The organism is Pseudoalteromonas caenipelagi, assembly GCF_013140855.1.
GTDB classification, from domain to species: Bacteria; Pseudomonadota; Gammaproteobacteria; order Enterobacterales; family Alteromonadaceae; genus Pseudoalteromonas; species Pseudoalteromonas caenipelagi.
The window spans coordinates 1,043,358-1,061,391 of the sequence record NZ_JABBPG010000001.1; the positions used below are offsets into that span (position 1 = coordinate 1,043,358).

Consider the following 18,034-nt stretch of genomic DNA (forward strand, 5'->3'; position numbering starts at 1 on the left):
GCAGCGTTTATCTGTCTTGAGATAACTCAATTGTCTAGTAGCGAGACCTTATTGTCGTCCGACTAGGCCTATTCGAACATTTTATGCAAATATTTTTTAGTAAGTTACAACCCATAAAAATAAAAAGCTTATAACTCAACAACATACAACGATTAGATTGAGGGGTATTTTTTATAATGAATGACCCTCATCACATTACTTTTAAACTTTTTTGAACCCGTACAAGCATAAACTCACGCATTTGAACTCGAAGGTTCATCATATTCATGCAATCGTATCTATACCAAATAATAACAGCCGTTAAGTTGTAGACGCTTAAGAGTAAGACTTGCTGGGTCTTTTAATCATTACGTCGCCTTTGCTATCCCTTGTTTATACTATGATTTATTTTATAAAGCATATAACCTTTAGCTCACAAAAAAACTTTAACCCATTAATTTTAAAGTATTTTAACAACAGTTCCCCCTAAAACCTTTTTTAGATTTTTTGCTCAATTGGTGTAATCCCGTGTAATAACAATTTTTAGACTTTCGACTAACGTTACAACACTGTTCAGGTGTTTAAATCTGTTCAGGTGCACAAGGGCTCCATGCTGTGTTGCATATCAATAACAGCATGGGGAAATGACTATGACCAACAAGGAGATATAGTAATGGCACAAATTAACGTTTTAGTTGCAGTTGACGGCGATGCACTCGCAAATCGCGTTGCAGATGGTTCTTTAAGTGCAGGTAGCGCAGACAGACCAACCGTTTTAGGTTCTTACAGTAGTTCTGATGTATTTATTTCTATGATTGCACAGCACAGTGTTGCGGTGAACGATCAAGGGCAATCAGAGCTTACCATACAAGCACAATCAGGTGACTTTCTGCAGTGGTCAATGACTACGTTTGGTAATAACACTGATTTTACTGCAAGTATCTACAATGGTAGCTTTAATCCTTCGAATGGTATTGAAGCATTTGGTAGCCAAATTCAGCAAGAAAACAACTACCTAGTTCCAAGTGATAACACGGCTCCTACAACATTCGAGCACTTTGTAAACAACTTTTCTGTTTATCAAGCTAAGTTGACCAAAGTAAATCAAAGGATCCAATACACGCTATCATTTGCATTAGTAAACAATCAAACAGGTAATGTGGTTGGCTACTTTACTTGGGACCCGTTCATTCAAGTTGCTTAATTAAGCGACTATAAATTCCCAATCAAAATAAAAGCACACCAAGTCGTTGGTGTGCTTTTTCATTAAATAACAATACGACTATTGAAATTCAAAGTTAACCTGTACTGGGTAGTGATCTGATAACTCGTTGTAATAGCCATCATAGTAATAACGACCATTGCTTAAGTTCCAATTCCCTTTCAAATAACTCCAATACCAACTACCGTTTGCTTTAGGGTATCGAACAGTCATACTCGATAAGTTTTAAATTCACCACAGTTTTGTATATAGACAGTGCGTACATCATCTATTCTTAGCTTATGTAGTCGTGATCAGTGCTCTTCTCTTCTTCGTGATAAGTACAATAATATTAGTCCAAATTAGGTTTGACCCTATTTATAAAACAAGTATGATTGGCCCTATTTTTAGAACTGTGTGTCCACAATAAAAATGAATTATAAAACCAACTGCTTTGTAACTTTGATCTTTTGTAGCACCCTTTTAGGGTGCAGTGGAGGCTCAGATGAAGGGAACAAGGCCCCCCCTGAAACTAACACGAGTCAAGAAACAAATGCAGGGTCAAATACCAATGACAACTCTGTAACACAAGATACTACAGCACCAAGCATCACCATTATGGGAGACAACCCCATCACCATAGACTTCGGTACACCTTATAGCGACGCAGGCGCTGAGGCTACTGACGCAAATGATGGTGCAGTCTCTGTCTCAGTTACCAGTGATGTCAATGTAAGTAAAGTTGGAGAATACTCCGTCGAATATACAGCGCAAGATAAAGCTGGAAACATCGCTACAGCCTCAAGACAGGTCATTGTTCAAGATGTCTTACCACCAAGTATTACCATTTTAGGCGCCAATCCAGTCATCGTTGAGGGTGGAAGCGAGTATGTAGATGAAGGGGCGACAGCATTCGACCTCGCAGATGGCGCAGTTTCTGTTACAACACAAAGCAACGTAAACGTACAATTGGTAGGCGAATACATTGTTAATTATACTGCTTCTGACACACTGGGTAACACAGCCACTGCGACTAGAACGGTAATTGTTCAAGATTCAAAGCCACCTCAGATCACATTATTAGGTGATAACCCATTAACCATCAAGTTTGGTTTAGATTACATTGAACCAGGTGCAAATGCAGTGGATATCTTAGATGGAGAAGTGCCAGTTATTACAACTAGCAATCTTAACACTGAGGTAATGGGTGAATATTCTATTGAATACACTGCAACAGACAGACAAGGTAATATTGCGACCGCCTCGAGAACGATTGTCGTGGAAGATATCCACCTTGAGAACATTATTGAAGACAAAAACTTGTTAAGCTGCTTACTTGAGCAAAACTTAACGTATGCCTCTCAAGTGAGAGAAGTGGTGTGCAGAGACAGAAGTATTCAAAGCGCTGCTGGTATTGAGCACCTTCGAAACATGACAAAGCTGGACCTTGGTAGTGCAGACTATTATGAATCACTAGTCGACATACGTAAGTTTGCACCAGGAGACTATGACAGTTCTAAGTTCAACTCAATAACAGTGATAGACTTGACGAGAAATACCAAACTTGAATACCTAGACCTACAATATAATAACCTTGGGTTATCAAAGCAAAGTCTTGATTTAAGAAAAAACACTAACTTAAAGCATTTAAACTTATCTATTAACCAATTGAAGCATATTGATGTCTCCAACAACATCAATTTAGAAAAGCTTGATTTAGCAGCTAACAATTTAACCGCAGTTGACGTGAGTAAACAAACTCAACTAATAGAGCTTAGCTTGTCGTTTAATCAACTAACCAACTTTGATATTACAAACAACACTAACCTTACAGGGCTGGATATCAGTTACAATCAAATTAATGAAGCTGATTTAACTTATAATTTAGAGTTAGAAACAATAATATGCGAACGTAACAACTTTACTAATATTGAAGTAAAGCACCTTTCTAATTTAAATGCGCTTTACTGCTCATTCAACCAATTAGCTGATATTGATGTAAGTGAAAACTTACTTCTTGAAAAACTGGTACTTGATGATAACAAGCTCGTAGAACTAAACGTGCGTAACAATATTGAGCTAAGAGTTTTGTCTTTGAGCTTTAATCCTTTGAAGACAATTGATTTAACTAAAAACATTCACCTTGAAAGTCTATTCTTAAGCTCCGACGTTATCTGCTACGGTGCTAAATGCGGGCTATAGCCATTAAACCATAGTACTTTATGGTCTGCTAACATACGACGATGTTAACAGACCATTGCCCTTTAAAGGTGAGCTAGACAGCCACTTTAAAAAAGAGCGAGATAAACCCTTTATGACTTAGGACTTGTAGTAACTCAAAACACACCAAGTTGTTGGTGTGCTTTTTCATTAAATAACAATACGACTATTGAAATTCAAAGTTAACCTGTACTGGGTAGTGATCTGATAACTCGTTGTAATAGCCGTCATGGTAATAACGGCCACTGCTTAAGTTCCAATTCCCTTTCAAATAACTCCAATACCAACTACCGTTTGCTTTAGGATATCGAACAGTCATACTCGGATTGTTCGTAGGCTGTTTGTGATCACGATGCCAAAAAACGTAATCGAGCGTATCGTTATACTCTAAGCTGTAGTCAAAGTAGTAAGCATTGGCTTTCGTGAACCAATTATATTTTGCTGGAAATGAACCAATCATTGGCGTTTGAAAATTCAATTGTGCACGTGCTGTTTCTAGCATATCTGTCACTTCACGCTGCTTGCTCCACTCAACATTCATATCACCACCGACAATTACAGGCTCGTCGGTAGGAATATTTTGGGCCGCAATAAACGTTTGAATTTCGCTAAGCTGCCCCATACGAACACGATGCTCTTCTTCTGTGTTACCATCATGAGTTGCTTGTAAATGGGTGCCAATTAGGTGATAACGCTGCGCGTTTTTTTCTATCTCTACATAAGCAAAGCCTTTATTTGCCATATAATCCCAGCTGCCACTCAAACTATGATTAAAAACATGGGCCTTTTGCGAAATAATGGGATACTTGGAGATAATCACCACCCCGCCACGAATAACAAACGGGCTATTTGAGCAGTTACCCGTCAACGCATCCCAACCACTACCGCTGCAATCTTGTCCCACATTAGGTGTTTGGTAAGGATATTGAGTAGATAGCGCAGCCAATGCTTGTTCGCCCTCACTATTAAACACTTCGCTCACCAAAATAACATCTGGACTATCGTTTAACGACATTAGCGCCGCTGGCAAACGTTGCGCTCGGTTAGCTTGGTCCCAATCCTGTACACTTAATTGCATAATGTTATAGGCCATCACTTTAAGTGAGTCTGCTACACTATGTGCACTTAACAAAATCAACGTACATAACATCACATACTTTATTATTCTCATTTTGCTCTCCGTACTGCATTATTTTTTAGTTTTAATCGCGGCATTCACACCTAACCTGCTGACTAAAAAGATAAATTGTGAAATTAGGAGCCCAAAGGTAGCGATAATAAATGTCAGAACGGTTGCGTAAAAATGAGTTTTATATGAAGGTTTTTTGTGGTTTTTAAGACTTTTAAAATGGCTTTTTGCTAGAGTCGCCAATACCATTATTGTGTTATTAACAGCCTCTTAGCTTAGCAAACAGCTCTAAGAGGTACTCCAATTCCAAGCTATGCAGTAGCACAAGAGCCTCAGCCTAGTGAACAAAAAGGCTCTATATAAAATAATTTAGTTTTTATTTATTGTTGCTAGGAAAGTACTCAAAGTAGCATGAGCAATAAGCGAACAATCAGGGCTGCTACTTTAACAACGCCACTGACAAAAAAGTTGAGAGGCTATTGGGTCAGCCCAGACCTCTCAACTCAATCAGTTTAAACTAAAGAAATTAAGACGTTTAATCTGACTTTCATTGTATTTAACAAAATGGCTTTTATTAAACGAGTTTAGTTTGACTACACATTACACTTGTACAGTGGGCAGTTAGTTAAACATGAAATACAAGTTAATGCAGGGTTTGTATATGTACCACCAGCAACAGCATGAGTTTGCTCATTATTTAACTTGTTACCAGTTTGGCTAAGACTTTTTAGCTTTTGCTTTTTAATTTTACTAAGTTTCATTTTATGCTCCTTATATTCGTTAGCATTTTATTATTTGGCAATAATTAACATTGCACGAAATAAGATTGCACAAAAAACGCACCATTAAAAATGAATAAAATTAAACCAGTACATATTTTTAAGGAATACAAGCCAATCCACTGCCCTTTCTCAACCATTTAGACTGTTTACTCTTAACTATAAGGCTTGTTTTTTCAATCAACTCAATCTGTATTTGTTAAATACAAGTCAGGTTAGTTTGACCAAGCAATATTGACCGTAAAGTGTGTTAAACGAGTGTTTTTAGTTCTGCATTCATCCCTTGGGATATACGATGGGCAGTCACTATTAACTTCGGGGTTAACTACGCGACTTCTTAGCTCTAGCTCTACATCTTTCAACAGTTTTCCATTAGCCAAAGCGCTTACATTTGCACCGTTGAGTGGGATACCTGAACCTCGACGAAAACCTCCTCCCCTTTTAGACTCGTTATAAAATCTATTCTGTGTGCTAAAAAAACCAAGCAGTATTTCATAGTTGGCCACTAACACCGCTTCTTTGAATGTGTAACTATAGCTAACACTGTTGATTTTGGCGTTGTACGGTACACCATAGTAAGTAATACAGTTACTAAATGGCAGTCGAGGTTTAGGCTGAGTGCTCGTCCAAGGGTTTGGATAATAACCATCGGTAAAAGGCATGGTTACGTCGTATGTTGCTCTTCCATTGGCATCGTAATCAGCAGGAGAAAAATTGCCATCTTCCTTTACAAGATTTAAAGTACAATTGCCTTGCTGCGCTAACGCAGAAGAAGAAGCAAACGTTGCGCCAGCTAATGCTATCAATGCATATATTTTTTTCATGATAAATAATCCTTTAACAAAATTTAATTAACTATTTAGCCATACAAGCCTCACTCAAAAATCAAGTAGACTATAAGCCAAGTTAAAAATAGCTAAACACCATAACTAAGCAAGTTATCAAAGATAATAATAACCTGTAAGGTCAGTCTTGGTTTCAGTACCTGTTAGCATAGCTAACGAAGGCCCCGGAGGCTGACTAGAGGATTATCAGGTCTTGCGTTTTGCTACCAAATCGAGCGCTGGCAGGTCAAAAAGCTTGCAGCGCCCAATAATCTTTGAGCGCGCGTAGTTTTACAGTGAATTTAAAAATGCCAACACGGCAGATTTATTATTTGCCGACAAGCTTTCGTAGGCAATCCTTGCTGCACGCGCTTCTCCGTCATGCCATAAAATAGCTTCTTCAATCGTTCTTGCACGGCCATCGTGCAGATAACTTGGCTGTGCAGTACAAAACTCATTGCCTTGCCCACCTAAAATATTATCAACTCCCCCTGTCACACACGCAGACAAGCCAATGCCCCACAATGGCGCAGTTCGCCACTCTGCACCACTGGCTAAACCTTCACCTAAGTTATCCGCAAGGCCAGGGCCCATGTCATGCAATAATAAATCGCTGTACGGATGAATCGTTTGAGCACGTAATTCTGCAAAAGGATGATAGTCACTGGTTTCAAAAGTTGCTGTGTGGCACCCTTCACAACCAATTGATGCAAATCGTGTTTTTCCTAATTGCACCTGCGGGTCGTCAAGCGCGCGCTGCGCTCTTACACCCAACAAAGCGATATATTTGCTTAACTCATTGAGATGTTGATCAGACACTTCAATACCTGTACTTGTACAGCTTGACTGTGATGCACCGCAGTCAGGGTTTGGAAATACCGAGTTAGTTACTCCCATATCCGTATTAAATGCACCCGCAACTTGGTGTTTAATTGATGCTGCCGCCGCTTTGTAGCCAAAGCGCCCTAATCGTGTTTGACCGGTGATCGGGTCGCTCACGCGTTGCGCTTTGCCCGAAATACCGTCGCCGTTATTGTCGTGTTCATCGGCCAAAGCCAATACTGCACTCTCTGGTATCGCTTCAAGTAACCCCAACCCCACCAGCTGAGGCGCTATACGGGCAGAATAACGTGCTGGGGCGGTTTTGCTAAATTGGTAATTGGGCGAGCGTAAGCCATTATTGTCAGTCCACGAAGCTATGGTTACCTCTCCCTCGCCTTGCGTTTCGTCATCAATACCTATGTTTTTAGGTTGCAAAACATTTCCTAACAATGGATGAGTGTTGCCATTTATATCGGCTACTTTAAATACCCATTTTGCTAGCGAATCACCCACCGCAGGCGGTGCTGCACGACCATTACGGACATGACAACCCGCACAACTGTCGTTGATATAATGCGGGCCTGACTTTCCAACCACCGCATTGAATACACCATTTTCTCCGTTGCGTTCATCGTGTTCACCATTGACAAAACTACTATGGTGAACACGTCGCCCTTGAACAAATGGCTGTCCATTTTGATTTGATAAGTTGGTGGCCATTTGCATAAAGTGGTTGTCAGGTTCGTTGGTGTAATTGTATGGCAATGTGGTTTTGCCCCCTAACCAGCCCTGTTTTGCAATTGGGTAAGAATCTTCGCGCTGCGATGATGGGTCGGCAAAGTCACCGACGGTTTTCCAAGGAACAAGTCCTTCACCCACAATGTATAAATACGTTGTACCATAATAGTTTTCTCGCCCTTGCGGTGGCGCATCAAGAAATTGACTGACTTCAAACTCCATACGCTGGCCTACTTCGAGCGGAAGAAAGCCAGCTGCGGGATCCCAATTAAGCGGCCTATAATCATCAATAATCACCCGATAACGATATTGGTCACCCACATCACTGATTTTATTAAAATTTGTGTCATAGCTGCCATTATCTAGTTCAACTACGGCACCACCACCAAAGTAATTACCGTGGTACTCAGCAACCGTGCCTAAGCCTCGATACCAAGCACGAAATTCGCGCGCGCCGAGCTTCCACTCTGTAATAAAGGTCACCTCGATGCGCGAGCCACCTTTAGCAACAAAGTCAGCGATTTCAAATTGTGCGGTACGATGCTCCCAATAATGCGATAAATAATGGTCGTAGATTTGAAACTGATCTTCTTTGGCATGGCGGTCACGGCCGCGATCCGCAAAGCGCGTAATTAACGCATCTCCACGGTCATAACTCACCGCTTGCTCTAGCGGCGTTGTTGAGTCATACAGTGGAACAATATTGCCAAAGCTAACCTCGCATCCTTGGCTATCGACTTGGCGACCGGCTGGCGTATTAGGGCATTGGTCTAGATCATCTGGCACACCATCGTTGTCACTATCATGGTTAGATGAGCCAGCAATATTGAATTCTAACCAGTTAAGGTTTAACTCGCCGCCCGCCATTTCAACGCGAATAGTGTGCACACCTTCATTTAACGTAACCGATGCAATATTTTGGCTAATATAGGTTTGCCAGCCCCCTGTTGCAGGCACAACGCTACTGGCAACTAGGTTACCGTTAATTAAAACGTTGTAAGCGCCGTTACCAACTAAAGAGGCGACACGCGCGGTTAAATTATACTTACCTGCGCCTAAATTAGCCTGATATTCAAGCCACTCTCCCGCCGATGTCCAACCAACGTTATAACCACCGCCACTGTCACTGGTAAGCTCAATATCAACATCATCATTGCGATATTCGCCCCCTGTGTTTCCTATATCGTTGTCAAAATAATTACTGTAGTTTTCCGCTTCGATACGAAGTTGTTCAGTAACTAAAATGCTGCACCCATCGGCATTAACAACATCTCCCACAGGCGTATTTGGGCACTGATCGATACCGTCGTTCACGCCGTCACCGTCGCTGTCATTCCCAGAAGCAGGCTCTGAAATTATATAAGTTTGTTCAGCGGTATCTCTCACCGTTCCATCGTCTTGTAAGTAAGTAAACCAAAAGCTCACTTCGTCGCCAACTTTTAGCCCCGATATCGTCAACTCATTACGACCATTAATGACTTGCATTCGAACATTTTGCTGCACACCACCATTCACGCGGTAATGAACATCCGCCCAGCCTGTGGTGTTTACATAAAATATTAACGTGTCGAGAGAGACTTGCTCCAACCCATCGGGTAAATTGTTGATTGGGCAGCCGTTGGCATCAACCTCTTCATTTGGTTGCGTATTGGGACATTGATCGACACTATCCTCAACCCCATCTTGATCGCTATCTACAGGGCCTGGGCCACTGCCCCCCCCTGTCCATGTTATATCGTCAATTGCCATTTGAAAGCTGTAGTTAGGTTCTTGCCCCGCAACGGAAACAATATTGAAATGGTTTTTTATTGATTGTAATGCCACTAGGCTACCCGCTAACTCAGCGATAGGAATGCGTACTTCACTCCATTGACCATCACGAACAAAGCCATACTGATTGGTATTTGCAGGGAAAGTGATCCAATTTTCATTGGTGTAAGTGTCAGCAATGCCGATTCTAAAACTCACATCAGCAGGGATTTTAATCTTAAAGTTTAAGTAGCCATCTCTAAAGTTGCTCATGTCACGTGCTTGGCGGCTTTGAATACCCGCGCCAAACCACTGAGCAGGCGAGTATTGCCACGCTATCACTTCGTTGCCTTCATAGGCTGGCGTATCGCCTTGAGTCAGTGAGTTTTGGTTCCAAACATAAATATCGGCATTGCTTCCAGGCACTAACTGATTATCGCTGGGTCCCTCGCTGAATACACTAAAAGTGCCAACCTCTGGTTGGGTTATATTACCGCTGAACACTTCACCTTGACCATCTAGCTCGTAAATGCGCACATAATCCACTACCATCTTTCCTGGAAGTGGCGCGCTTACCTGTTCGTTGCTAAGTGCATCGGTGAACAACCCCCCTACAGCTAGGTTCATCAATAAATAAAATGGCGCGTTAAATTCGTTTGACTCTTCACTGATAACAAAAGGACTGTCGAACATATCGTATTCAACCCCGTTATCTTCAACCGTAAAGCGGATGCTCTCTTCGGTCCAATAAGTGCGATAGGTCACAAAGCGGTTAGTTAAGGGGGTTGAAGACAAATGCGCATTATCGGTTTTATACGCCACACTTGCCGCACAAGTTGGATTACCTTCATTACAGGCAGCATCGGTATAAAAAATTAAGTTTGAGCCTGTATAGTTATTGCTTGGTGCATCGGGAAAGCCAGCATCATTACGATCGGCTTGAGATTGTCCCATCTCCATGATGTCGATTTCGCCCTTTGCTGGCCAGCTTGCAGTACTTGTCCCTAGCATCCAAAGTGCCGGCCAAAGCCCTGTGTCGACATCTGATACTTTCATTCTTATTTCTATCATGCCGTATTGCACAGCAAGCTTATTTTTACTTTGGATCTTACCTGAGGTAAATGCCTTACCACCTAGCGCTTGGTTTTTAGCTTCCAGCACAAGGCCTTTGTTTCCCGCCTCACCTACAATGTCACTAATATAGACATTATTTTCACTGTACCACTGTAGTTCTTGATTACCCCAACCACATATTCCTTGGTCACAACCGTCACCGACATCTATGCTCCATGTGTTGGTATCTAGACTATTAAAATTATCTTCCCAAAGTAAATTACCCACAGCCGCGTTACTTTGCGAAGACGCGCAAACAACCATGCCTATAAGGCCAATGTTTGCGAGCCTTGCGATTAACTTGCTACTCGTTTTCACTTTTTGTCTCCAAATGTAATGTATAAAACTCTTTTAGTGAGCAACCACTAAAAAACGGATCCTTTTAATCACTTCACAAACAACAGAAATGAAAGCGCTTACATTTCAATTTATAACAACTCCAAATAATTGAAAAAGACTGCGCCTTTTCAAGCATACGAGCTTTACCAACACATCTTTGTTGTGCTGTGTAATTGTATGCTGAATTATAAACCTAGCATGTAAGCGCTTACATTAACAAGAAAACAACAACAATTATTATATTTTTTACTTTTTAAGTGGTGAGTTGGCGATGCGCTGTGAGAAGTAGGCCGTTTTGCACTGGGTCTTCTAAACCAATGCCAAGTGAAATGGTCAGTAAAAGCGCGCTTTTGTAAATGGAGTCAGGTCTTGATTTTTGCCTTTTGAAAAAAGGAAGTAAACACTCGGGAAAATTGAGTGATTTTCGTGGAAAGCCATTCAGTTTGTTTTTCTCTAACTCAGCAAAGTCGTAGCAAAAGGCAAAACCTGACCCCTGCCTTTTTATCTGTACACATTTTACTTGATGCAGTAACTGCATATGTTTAAGTAGCTGTCTTAATTAAAAAATTAATTGACAATGACATTTCAATCTCATACTTTGTAACTAAGTTTGAAACTAAACTTGAACCTAAAACAAACCTTATGGACGATAAAATGAAGGAGTCATTAATGAAAAAATTGTCTATTGCAGCACTGGCACTCTCATCAGCCTTTTTAAGTGGTCAAGCTCTGGCTACAGATTACAGTATCACTAAAGAAAAACAGCCAAGCCGAATGCTGGTTTTAAGCTCTGCAGGGGGTCTGCAAAGTGAGTATTTCTCTATCCTAAATATGGACTTAAGAGATATCCCTTACGGAGATAAAACAGGCACGATCACAGGTGTAAGCTATGTCTCTGCTGGTTTTGCACAGTCTTCTGCTGAAACATCAGAAATTTGCTTTTTCCGCGCTTACAGTAATAACCCGCTAATGTGTGAGCCAATTGAACCAAACTCAACCGGTACAGTCACTGCTTTTAATGGTCAATGGTTTCAAGCTGGTGTGCAGGTATCTATTGTTCACCGAGTGGAAGCAACGGGTAGTTTTCACTATTTAGAGCCAAATAGAGAAGAAAGTGTTACTTTCCACTATACTTCTGACTAATTAGTCGCAGCCCCTTTTGCATTAAAAGGGGCAACGTATGGCATATACAAAGGATAGTACATATGGACATATCAACTACTAGGTGGAATTCAAGCTCGAGCATAACGCCAAAAACGGCACACAAAGCTTACTCAGTTGCAAGCCAAAATAATACAAGTACGCCTAACGTATCTATATCTCCACTCGCACTTAAGTTAAAAACAGCGCAAGAAGCCATTGATAAAGCCCAGTTAAATAATCAAGCTTTGTCTTGGCATAGTGATAAACAAACAAATCAAAAGCACGTGGCAGCTGCCAAATGGGAGTTTGAACACTTATCCAAAGCCCAGTTGGAAACAGTTGCACTAGACCCAAGCAAAACCTTTTCACAAGCTGAAAAAGTAGCCGCATATGAACGCTGGCACGTGTTGGACCAAGCACAGTTATCCGATATTCAGCGACAAAGCTTAAACAAAAGAGCGACCTCAGATACAAAAACAATGTTTGAGGCTAGCTTAAATGCGCATATAGATTCGTTTTCACCGCTTGCTAAAGGAATGATTAGCAACAACTACGAGATGCAAGCCAAATCGCAGTTTGATACCGCTTTGAAAGAGCTGCATAACTCAAGCAAAAATGGCCAAAGTCAGTATGAACACTATTATGCTGTTATGGTAAACGACTTGTTTGAAGGTAAAGAGCCAGCAATTAGCAGCGGTGTAAACGGTATGTCTCATGCCAATGCACTCAAAAACCCAATTGAGTTTTTAACCCAAGAAGATAGAGATTTGCTCACTCAAATGTATCAGTACGCAGATCAGAACGAGGTAGACTTTAAATATATTCAAAGGCTAGCAAGTGATCTTGGCAATTACAGAAAGCATGATGATGGTAAATTGCTTGGCAATTTTAATGAGGGGCACTTTGATGCACAGGGTCGTCAACTAAGTGTTGAATTTACCGATAGGGATAAAACAACCGTTGACAGCCTTCTTGCCACACAAAGCCTCGCTTCATCGGCATTAGACAAAGGGTTTCTCTCGTTTATGACCAACCCTGGGCGTGGAGGCATATCGCATATGGGCAGTTACCAGTTTTTACACCATATGGTAGAAGTGACAGCTGGCGAGCAAACAAGCGTTTCTGCGGATACATTCAACAAATATGTCAGTGCTTCTGCTAATGACGATCGTTATGTGCTAAACGCTTCAAAAACGAGCACCATAGAATTTGAGCCTGATGTTGTATGTAAAAATGGGCACTGTGAAGTCACAGAAAAAGGCCAAAGCAATGGTGTAACCATCACCCCTGAAGCGGGTAATTCAGCGCCGGCGATGGACCTTAAGTCAGCGGCACTGGAGTCGATTATTCAGCTTCGCAAGCATGAAAAAACGCAAGAAAACATATGGTACCAATGGCTTGCTAACGATTGATGTGGTGCTTTGTGGTATCACATCAACACTTGTTTCGCTTTAAACAGCTTTACTTATGCATTTAACACATTCACTTCTTAAATTTAGATACAAAAAAAAACGCATATAACGGGTGTTCGTTCTAATAGATTAAGCATTTATTTTCCAGCTCTGATCTTTACTCTCTCTTTAGGTCTAACACGAATGTCTGGATTTTCTATGTCCCCCTTGAACATGCGCGCTGTCAGCGTTTACTTCACGGTTGTCATACCTGTGCTTAAAAAGCTCTCATAATATTCCACAACACACAAAAGGACAGTCACTCAAAAACCATACTAAAACGCCGTAGTGTGACTGTCCTTTATTATATTATTATAACTCACCCGTCGCTCACTCCTTGAACAGAGAATTTTAAATAATTTTTAAAGCTAACGTTTAAACAAAACACTCAAAGTTTTAGCATGAGGAGACCGGCGGTCAAGTCTTGCCTTTTGCTACTACTGTGCTGAGTCAGCGAAAAGCAAACTTGAATGGCTGCCCACGGAAATTACTCGATTTTTCAAGGGTTCCTTTTTCCAAAAGGCAAAAATCAAGATCTGACCTTAGTTGCTTCTTAAGCCCTATGGATCGGATATTTTGGCGAGTTGTTATTAACCTTTGTTTACAGGATCCAAACTATCCCCTAAAATGTACCCTTTTCGGGTTTTGCTTTTCATATGTAAAGTTTGTAACGCCGTCATATTAACAAGGACAGAAATGAGAAAACTTATACTCTCCATATTTTGTATTGGTTTAGCGGGCTGTGGAGGTTCGAGCAATTCTAGTACAAGCCAATCGATAAACCCTGACACAGCTCATGATCAAAAAAACAATGATAATAAAGACAATGGCGGTAGCAATGAACGCCCAAAAATGGTGTTTGGTGAAGGGAAATTAAACGAGTCAACGTTAGGATAACAAAATGAAATTTAAGAAAATAACTAGCTCAATATGCTTACTTGCCAGCTTTAGTGGCATGGCGCAGGAATTAGTGACATTTAAAGCGGGTGATGTTGCAACGGCAGAAGCATTTAACCAAAACTTTCAATTGACACATAGCGCAACGGTAGAAAATGCCAAACAAGTTGAGTCTGTTTTGGAAAAAGTGAATGTAATTGAACAAAAGGCCAATGGTGTTGAGCAAGAAATCAATCGAGTTTCTGAAAAAATAGCTGCAATGAGCAATAGAACACTACACCTATATATGGACGGTTATGGCCTACTTGGTGAAGTGCTTTCATTTGGTGGTGGTATTAATACGCGTGCTGTTGTTAAAAAAGATGACTTAATTTTTAATATAAATGGTGACTATATTAGTGTAGCTAGCGTTCAATATACCGATGACAAATGCACCAAACCAGTTGTACATTTGCGTTCATCTTTATTAAGAGGATTAGGTACAGTATTAGCAGGCTATGACAAAGATGGGGCGCTATACACTTTAAGTGAGCATTCAACAAAAGTAGAGGGGCAGAATGTTTATGAGTATGCCAACTACTCTAATGGGCCACTTGAACCAAGCCAGCTAACTTGTCAACAAACCTATCATGGTGAGAACTACACGGGCTTCACAGTCAACAAAATTGATACTCCTGACTTCATATCCGTTTCGAACGTTGATAACTTCATGCCTCCTACAATTCAATTAACAAACTCAGCATATCTTAAATATGTAGAGTGATTAGAAGTATTACATAGCCGTTGTGGCTATGTAATACCCAAATGATTTAAGCCATTACGTCACGTGAATTTTCTTTTTTATATGGAAGCGTGTCAGGTCTAGTTACTTCTTTATTGTACTTAAGATGGACAGGCACTTAAAGTCACTTAAAATCTCTGACCTTGTCTTTTTAGTCCCTCAAGTTCATTTTAATATTATAGAACTCATGCTAATTTGATAATAGCATATTCACCTAAGCAAACCTGAGTCCTGATATCTTGTAAAATACAAAACCTGTCCCTCTAAATGTATAACTATTACAGGATTGAAAAATCTCTATTTTCCAAAAAGATCTTTTTTTAATTCTTGCAATTCACCTAAAACACTTTCTACATATTTATTTGAAGGCTCAACTCTAATGATATAATTGCCAACTCCAATTATCTCATCAATTAATAAGGGGTTAAGCTTTGCTCTTGAGCCATCCATTTGGCTTGATTTGTTCTTTAGCATAAAAAAGCTGTTCTTTCTAAACTCTCGTCGGATTTTTTTTGGAACTCTTACAGTTGAGTCAGTCACAATTAAACCTGTGATTATTTTACAAGTGTTGCCTCGTATAATTTTGGTTTTATTATGATTAATAGGCAATCCAGATTTTTCAACAATTTCAACTGCATCTTGCTTTATTTCTTTTGTGATGAGTTTTCCAGATAGGAAGATGTCGTCGGCGTAGCGGCTAAAAGTTAAAGAGTTAATGTTTGCGAAGTGAGCTAAATTTTTATCGAGCGCCTGCAAAACTAAGTTACTAAGGGTTGGGCTTGTAGGCGCGCCTTGCGGTAAAAAACCAAAACAAGTACACAGCCGAGCAAGTAAATAACTAACATCATCGGTGTAACCGCAACTTCTAAAAATCGACTCGATGGATTCAACTTTTACGTTACCAAAAAAGTCTTTAATATCTAACTTTAGAAGCTCATTGGACCCAATATGCAATTTCGCGTTTTCAATATTACTTTTACCTTTAACGTAAGCGAAAGCATTTTCATCAACAGTAAGGTTGTCAAGAATCTCCTGTTTGATCCACTGTTGAATATATTTGAGTTTTGGGTAAGGTAACTTGATATTCCGAGCGCCTCCACTTCTTTTCTTTATAGAAAACGAGCGGTAGAAGTAGCTTGAGACACCATAAATCCGGCTCAATAAGCTCAGCTCAACCCCTAACAACTTTGCTAAATGCTCTATCTCGAAAATAATTGGAACGTTATTTGATGCAAGCTTGTGAGCATAAGCTGCTAGTTTTTCTGATTGTTTATGGCCATAACCTTCTTTTTTTAAAAAGTCCAACCACGTTTCATAAGATAATTGATTCAATACATACCCTATTAAGAAGAGGTCATCCAGAATTACAATATTATTTAATGACAATATAGAATGCAATGAGGTTAAAGTAACCCTTATTTACACAGGCGAATCACCTGCGGGAGCTCAGCTCCAACGCTAATTCTGAATGACCTTTATCAATATACCACACTTATCTACTTGCTAGTCAACACGAAGTTTTTTATCAATACGAGATAAATTTGGTTTATATAAACTATTGGTAGGCAAAGCTAAATGTTTATAATTTTCTATGGTGTCGCGTTCAAGGTCTAATTCACGGAACCCTATTAATTTATATAACTCTTTCAACTGTGTTTTAGTTATATTATTTTTTAAACGAAACTGCTTGTCATTGACACTTATCACTCCTAGCTTATCAAGAGTAAGGATGGCATTCCTAGCTTGAGAGTAGGTCATTCTGTATTTTTGGTTAAGTTCGAATAGCTCATGCTCTTTGCCATCATTTATTAGTATTAATAATGATGCTAAATTCGCTTTACTCATATTCATAACCTATGAAACAAAGTATTTCTAAATCGCTGATTCCCTTTAGGTTTCATCCAAAAAATAGGAAAGACATTATTAGCACAATTTGAAAATTGTACCTGAAATAAAGCTTCAGAGCCTTCATAGCCTAGGCTATATTTTCCAGTAAAGGGCTTGTGATTGTATTTTTTTTCTAGCTTTTTTTCCATCGAACGCATAAGGGATTTTTGCTTATTTATTTGGACTTGGCAGGTAAGTTGTTCAGTTATACCCTTTTTTATTAATACAGGACATTCAACATTGATCTTTATCTTAGATTGTACCTTATCTACTCCAAAACTCATTCCAGCTAACGAAAATATATGAATTTTCGGAATTTTGATTCCCTCTTTTTTTAAGTTTTGGACGAATTCTTTTACTTTGTTTATCATAGTGCTACCTGTACCTATGAAATCATCAAATATCACTACATCAGTAATACGTCTATCAGATTTCATATGCTCGACACCACTACAAATAGTCGATTTTAATTGCCTTTCTTTCCAACCATTATGTTGAGCCAAGTAAAATTTAAAGAAATACAGCCAAGCTTGTGAACCATCTGATTCCCCTTTTTTTGCTGTGGCAATAATTAGGGTATTATTTGGTGATATTTTTAGATCTTCTATTTTCTTAACTAAAGTAGAGATAGTTTGAATTCGATCAGAAATTCTTTGATGAACCACCTTATTAATCAACTCGAATAGCAACTCTCTTTCATCTTTATCTGGGAACTCATTAAGTAAAGTTTGTAAGCCATTTTCATAGCATTCATCATCTAGCCAAGATGTTTGTTTTTTGTATTTTTCGATATTGTAAAAATCTTCTTTTGATTTTGATTTTGGTTGAAAAATTTCCATCTGATAAGGCCTAAGAGTTAGTCTGTTAGTCTGTTAGTCTGTTAGTCTGTTAGTCTGTTAGTCTGTTAGTCTGTTAGTCTGTTAGTCTGTTAGTCTGTTAGTCTGTTAGTCTGTTAGTCTGTTAGTCTGTTAGTCTGTTAGTC

The 18,034-nt window shown here is 39.7% G+C and carries 15 protein-coding genes; 6 read left to right on the plus strand and 9 right to left on the minus strand.

Features of this window, described 5'->3' with window-relative positions; genetic code table 11:
* Positions 1 to 652 precede the first annotated feature (652 nt).
* A complete protein-coding gene (locus HG263_RS04595; RefSeq protein ID WP_171624865.1) occupies positions 653 to 1,183 on the plus strand; it encodes an AidA/PixA family protein in 531 nt (176 codons plus the stop codon).
* A gap of 78 nt (positions 1,184 to 1,261) precedes the next feature.
* Here the strand turns inward: HG263_RS04595 and HG263_RS04600 are convergent, their stop codons facing one another.
* Positions 1,262 to 1,414, minus strand: coding sequence for a hypothetical protein (locus tag HG263_RS04600; protein WP_216628340.1), 153 nt, complete (start codon positions 1,412 to 1,414; stop codon positions 1,262 to 1,264).
* A 198-nt stretch (positions 1,415 to 1,612) separates the two neighbouring features.
* Between HG263_RS04600 and HG263_RS04605 the strand changes: the two genes are divergently transcribed.
* Positions 1,613 to 3,382 (plus strand): immunoglobulin-like domain-containing protein, encoded by a 1,770-nt coding sequence (locus tag HG263_RS04605; RefSeq protein ID WP_171624866.1) that lies wholly within the window; start codon positions 1,613 to 1,615, stop codon positions 3,380 to 3,382.
* Positions 3,383 to 3,566: 184 nt separating this feature from the next.
* On the opposite strand, the gene HG263_RS04610 is transcribed toward HG263_RS04605, so the two are convergent.
* The 5 genes from HG263_RS04610 to HG263_RS04630 all read right to left on the minus strand — a co-directional run bounded on the left by HG263_RS04610 (position 3,567) and on the right by HG263_RS04630 (position 11,431).
* On the minus strand, positions 3,567 to 4,571 hold the full coding sequence (locus HG263_RS04610) for a sphingomyelin phosphodiesterase (protein ID WP_171624867.1): 1,005 nt from the start codon (positions 4,569 to 4,571) through the stop codon (positions 3,567 to 3,569).
* A 551-nt stretch (positions 4,572 to 5,122) separates the two neighbouring features.
* The gene (locus tag HG263_RS04615) at positions 5,123 to 5,290 is read right to left on the minus strand and encodes a hypothetical protein (protein WP_171624868.1); all 168 of its coding nucleotides are present in this window, start codon (positions 5,288 to 5,290) and stop codon (positions 5,123 to 5,125) included.
* A 233-nt stretch (positions 5,291 to 5,523) separates the two neighbouring features.
* Entirely contained in the window at positions 5,524 to 6,132 is a 609-nt protein-coding gene (locus tag HG263_RS04620; RefSeq protein ID WP_171624869.1) for a hypothetical protein, read from the minus strand.
* Positions 6,133 to 6,423: 291 nt separating this feature from the next.
* The gene (locus tag HG263_RS22560) at positions 6,424 to 10,872 is read right to left on the minus strand and encodes a di-heme oxidoredictase family protein (RefSeq protein WP_171624870.1); all 4,449 of its coding nucleotides are present in this window, start codon (positions 10,870 to 10,872) and stop codon (positions 6,424 to 6,426) included.
* Between the two features lie 274 nt (positions 10,873 to 11,146).
* Entirely contained in the window at positions 11,147 to 11,431 is a 285-nt protein-coding gene (locus tag HG263_RS04630; RefSeq protein ID WP_171624871.1) for a hypothetical protein, read from the minus strand.
* Between the two features lie 131 nt (positions 11,432 to 11,562).
* On the opposite strand from HG263_RS04630, the gene HG263_RS04635 reads away from it, so the two are divergent.
* The 4 genes from HG263_RS04635 to HG263_RS04650 all read left to right on the plus strand — a co-directional run bounded on the left by HG263_RS04635 (position 11,563) and on the right by HG263_RS04650 (position 15,147).
* Positions 11,563 to 12,036, plus strand: coding sequence for a hypothetical protein (locus tag HG263_RS04635; RefSeq protein WP_171624872.1), 474 nt, complete (start codon positions 11,563 to 11,565; stop codon positions 12,034 to 12,036).
* A gap of 62 nt (positions 12,037 to 12,098) precedes the next feature.
* Positions 12,099 to 13,448 (plus strand): hypothetical protein, encoded by a 1,350-nt coding sequence (locus HG263_RS04640; protein ID WP_171624873.1) that lies wholly within the window; start codon positions 12,099 to 12,101, stop codon positions 13,446 to 13,448.
* A 735-nt stretch (positions 13,449 to 14,183) separates the two neighbouring features.
* Positions 14,184 to 14,384, plus strand: a complete 201-nt coding sequence (locus HG263_RS04645) for a hypothetical protein (RefSeq protein ID WP_171624874.1) — start codon at positions 14,184 to 14,186, stop codon at positions 14,382 to 14,384.
* Between the two features lie 4 nt (positions 14,385 to 14,388).
* Positions 14,389 to 15,147, plus strand: coding sequence for a hypothetical protein (locus HG263_RS04650; RefSeq protein ID WP_171624875.1), 759 nt, complete (start codon positions 14,389 to 14,391; stop codon positions 15,145 to 15,147).
* Positions 15,148 to 15,462: 315 nt separating this feature from the next.
* Here the strand turns inward: HG263_RS04650 and HG263_RS04655 are convergent, their stop codons facing one another.
* The 3 genes from HG263_RS04655 to HG263_RS04665 all read right to left on the minus strand — a co-directional run bounded on the left by HG263_RS04655 (position 15,463) and on the right by HG263_RS04665 (position 17,891).
* Entirely contained in the window at positions 15,463 to 16,497 is a 1,035-nt protein-coding gene (locus tag HG263_RS04655) for a reverse transcriptase family protein (protein WP_216628341.1), read from the minus strand.
* Positions 16,498 to 16,668: 171 nt separating this feature from the next.
* Entirely contained in the window at positions 16,669 to 17,010 is a 342-nt protein-coding gene (locus HG263_RS04660) for a hypothetical protein (RefSeq protein ID WP_171624876.1), read from the minus strand.
* A 2-nt stretch (positions 17,011 to 17,012) separates the two neighbouring features.
* On the minus strand, positions 17,013 to 17,891 hold the full coding sequence (locus HG263_RS04665; RefSeq protein ID WP_171624877.1) for a phosphoribosyltransferase: 879 nt from the start codon (positions 17,889 to 17,891) through the stop codon (positions 17,013 to 17,015).
* Positions 17,892 to 18,034: the final 143 nt, after the last annotated feature.

What these genes read in the sequence shown, in the direction of transcription:
- HG263_RS04595 (WP_171624865.1), top strand. Translation starts at nt 653, where the DNA reads ATGGCACAAATTAACGTTTTAGTTGCAGTTGACGGCGATGCACTCGCA.
- HG263_RS04600 (WP_216628340.1), bottom strand. Translation starts at nt 1,414, where the DNA reads ATGACTGTTCGATACCCTAAAGCAAACGGTAGTTGGTATTGGAGTTAT.
- HG263_RS04605 (WP_171624866.1), top strand. Translation starts at nt 1,613, where the DNA reads ATGAATTATAAAACCAACTGCTTTGTAACTTTGATCTTTTGTAGCACC.
- HG263_RS04610 (WP_171624867.1), bottom strand. Translation starts at nt 4,571, where the DNA reads ATGAGAATAATAAAGTATGTGATGTTATGTACGTTGATTTTGTTAAGT.
- HG263_RS04615 (WP_171624868.1), bottom strand. Translation starts at nt 5,290, where the DNA reads ATGAAACTTAGTAAAATTAAAAAGCAAAAGCTAAAAAGTCTTAGCCAA.
- HG263_RS04620 (WP_171624869.1), bottom strand. Translation starts at nt 6,132, where the DNA reads ATGAAAAAAATATATGCATTGATAGCATTAGCTGGCGCAACGTTTGCT.
- HG263_RS04630 (WP_171624871.1), bottom strand. Translation starts at nt 11,431, where the DNA reads ATGCAGTTACTGCATCAAGTAAAATGTGTACAGATAAAAAGGCAGGGG.
- HG263_RS04635 (WP_171624872.1), top strand. Translation starts at nt 11,563, where the DNA reads ATGAAAAAATTGTCTATTGCAGCACTGGCACTCTCATCAGCCTTTTTA.
- HG263_RS04640 (WP_171624873.1), top strand. Translation starts at nt 12,099, where the DNA reads ATGGACATATCAACTACTAGGTGGAATTCAAGCTCGAGCATAACGCCA.
- HG263_RS04645 (WP_171624874.1), top strand. Translation starts at nt 14,184, where the DNA reads ATGAGAAAACTTATACTCTCCATATTTTGTATTGGTTTAGCGGGCTGT.
- HG263_RS04650 (WP_171624875.1), top strand. Translation starts at nt 14,389, where the DNA reads ATGAAATTTAAGAAAATAACTAGCTCAATATGCTTACTTGCCAGCTTT.
- HG263_RS04660 (WP_171624876.1), bottom strand. Translation starts at nt 17,010, where the DNA reads ATGAGTAAAGCGAATTTAGCATCATTATTAATACTAATAAATGATGGC.
- HG263_RS04665 (WP_171624877.1), bottom strand. Translation starts at nt 17,891, where the DNA reads ATGGAAATTTTTCAACCAAAATCAAAATCAAAAGAAGATTTTTACAAT.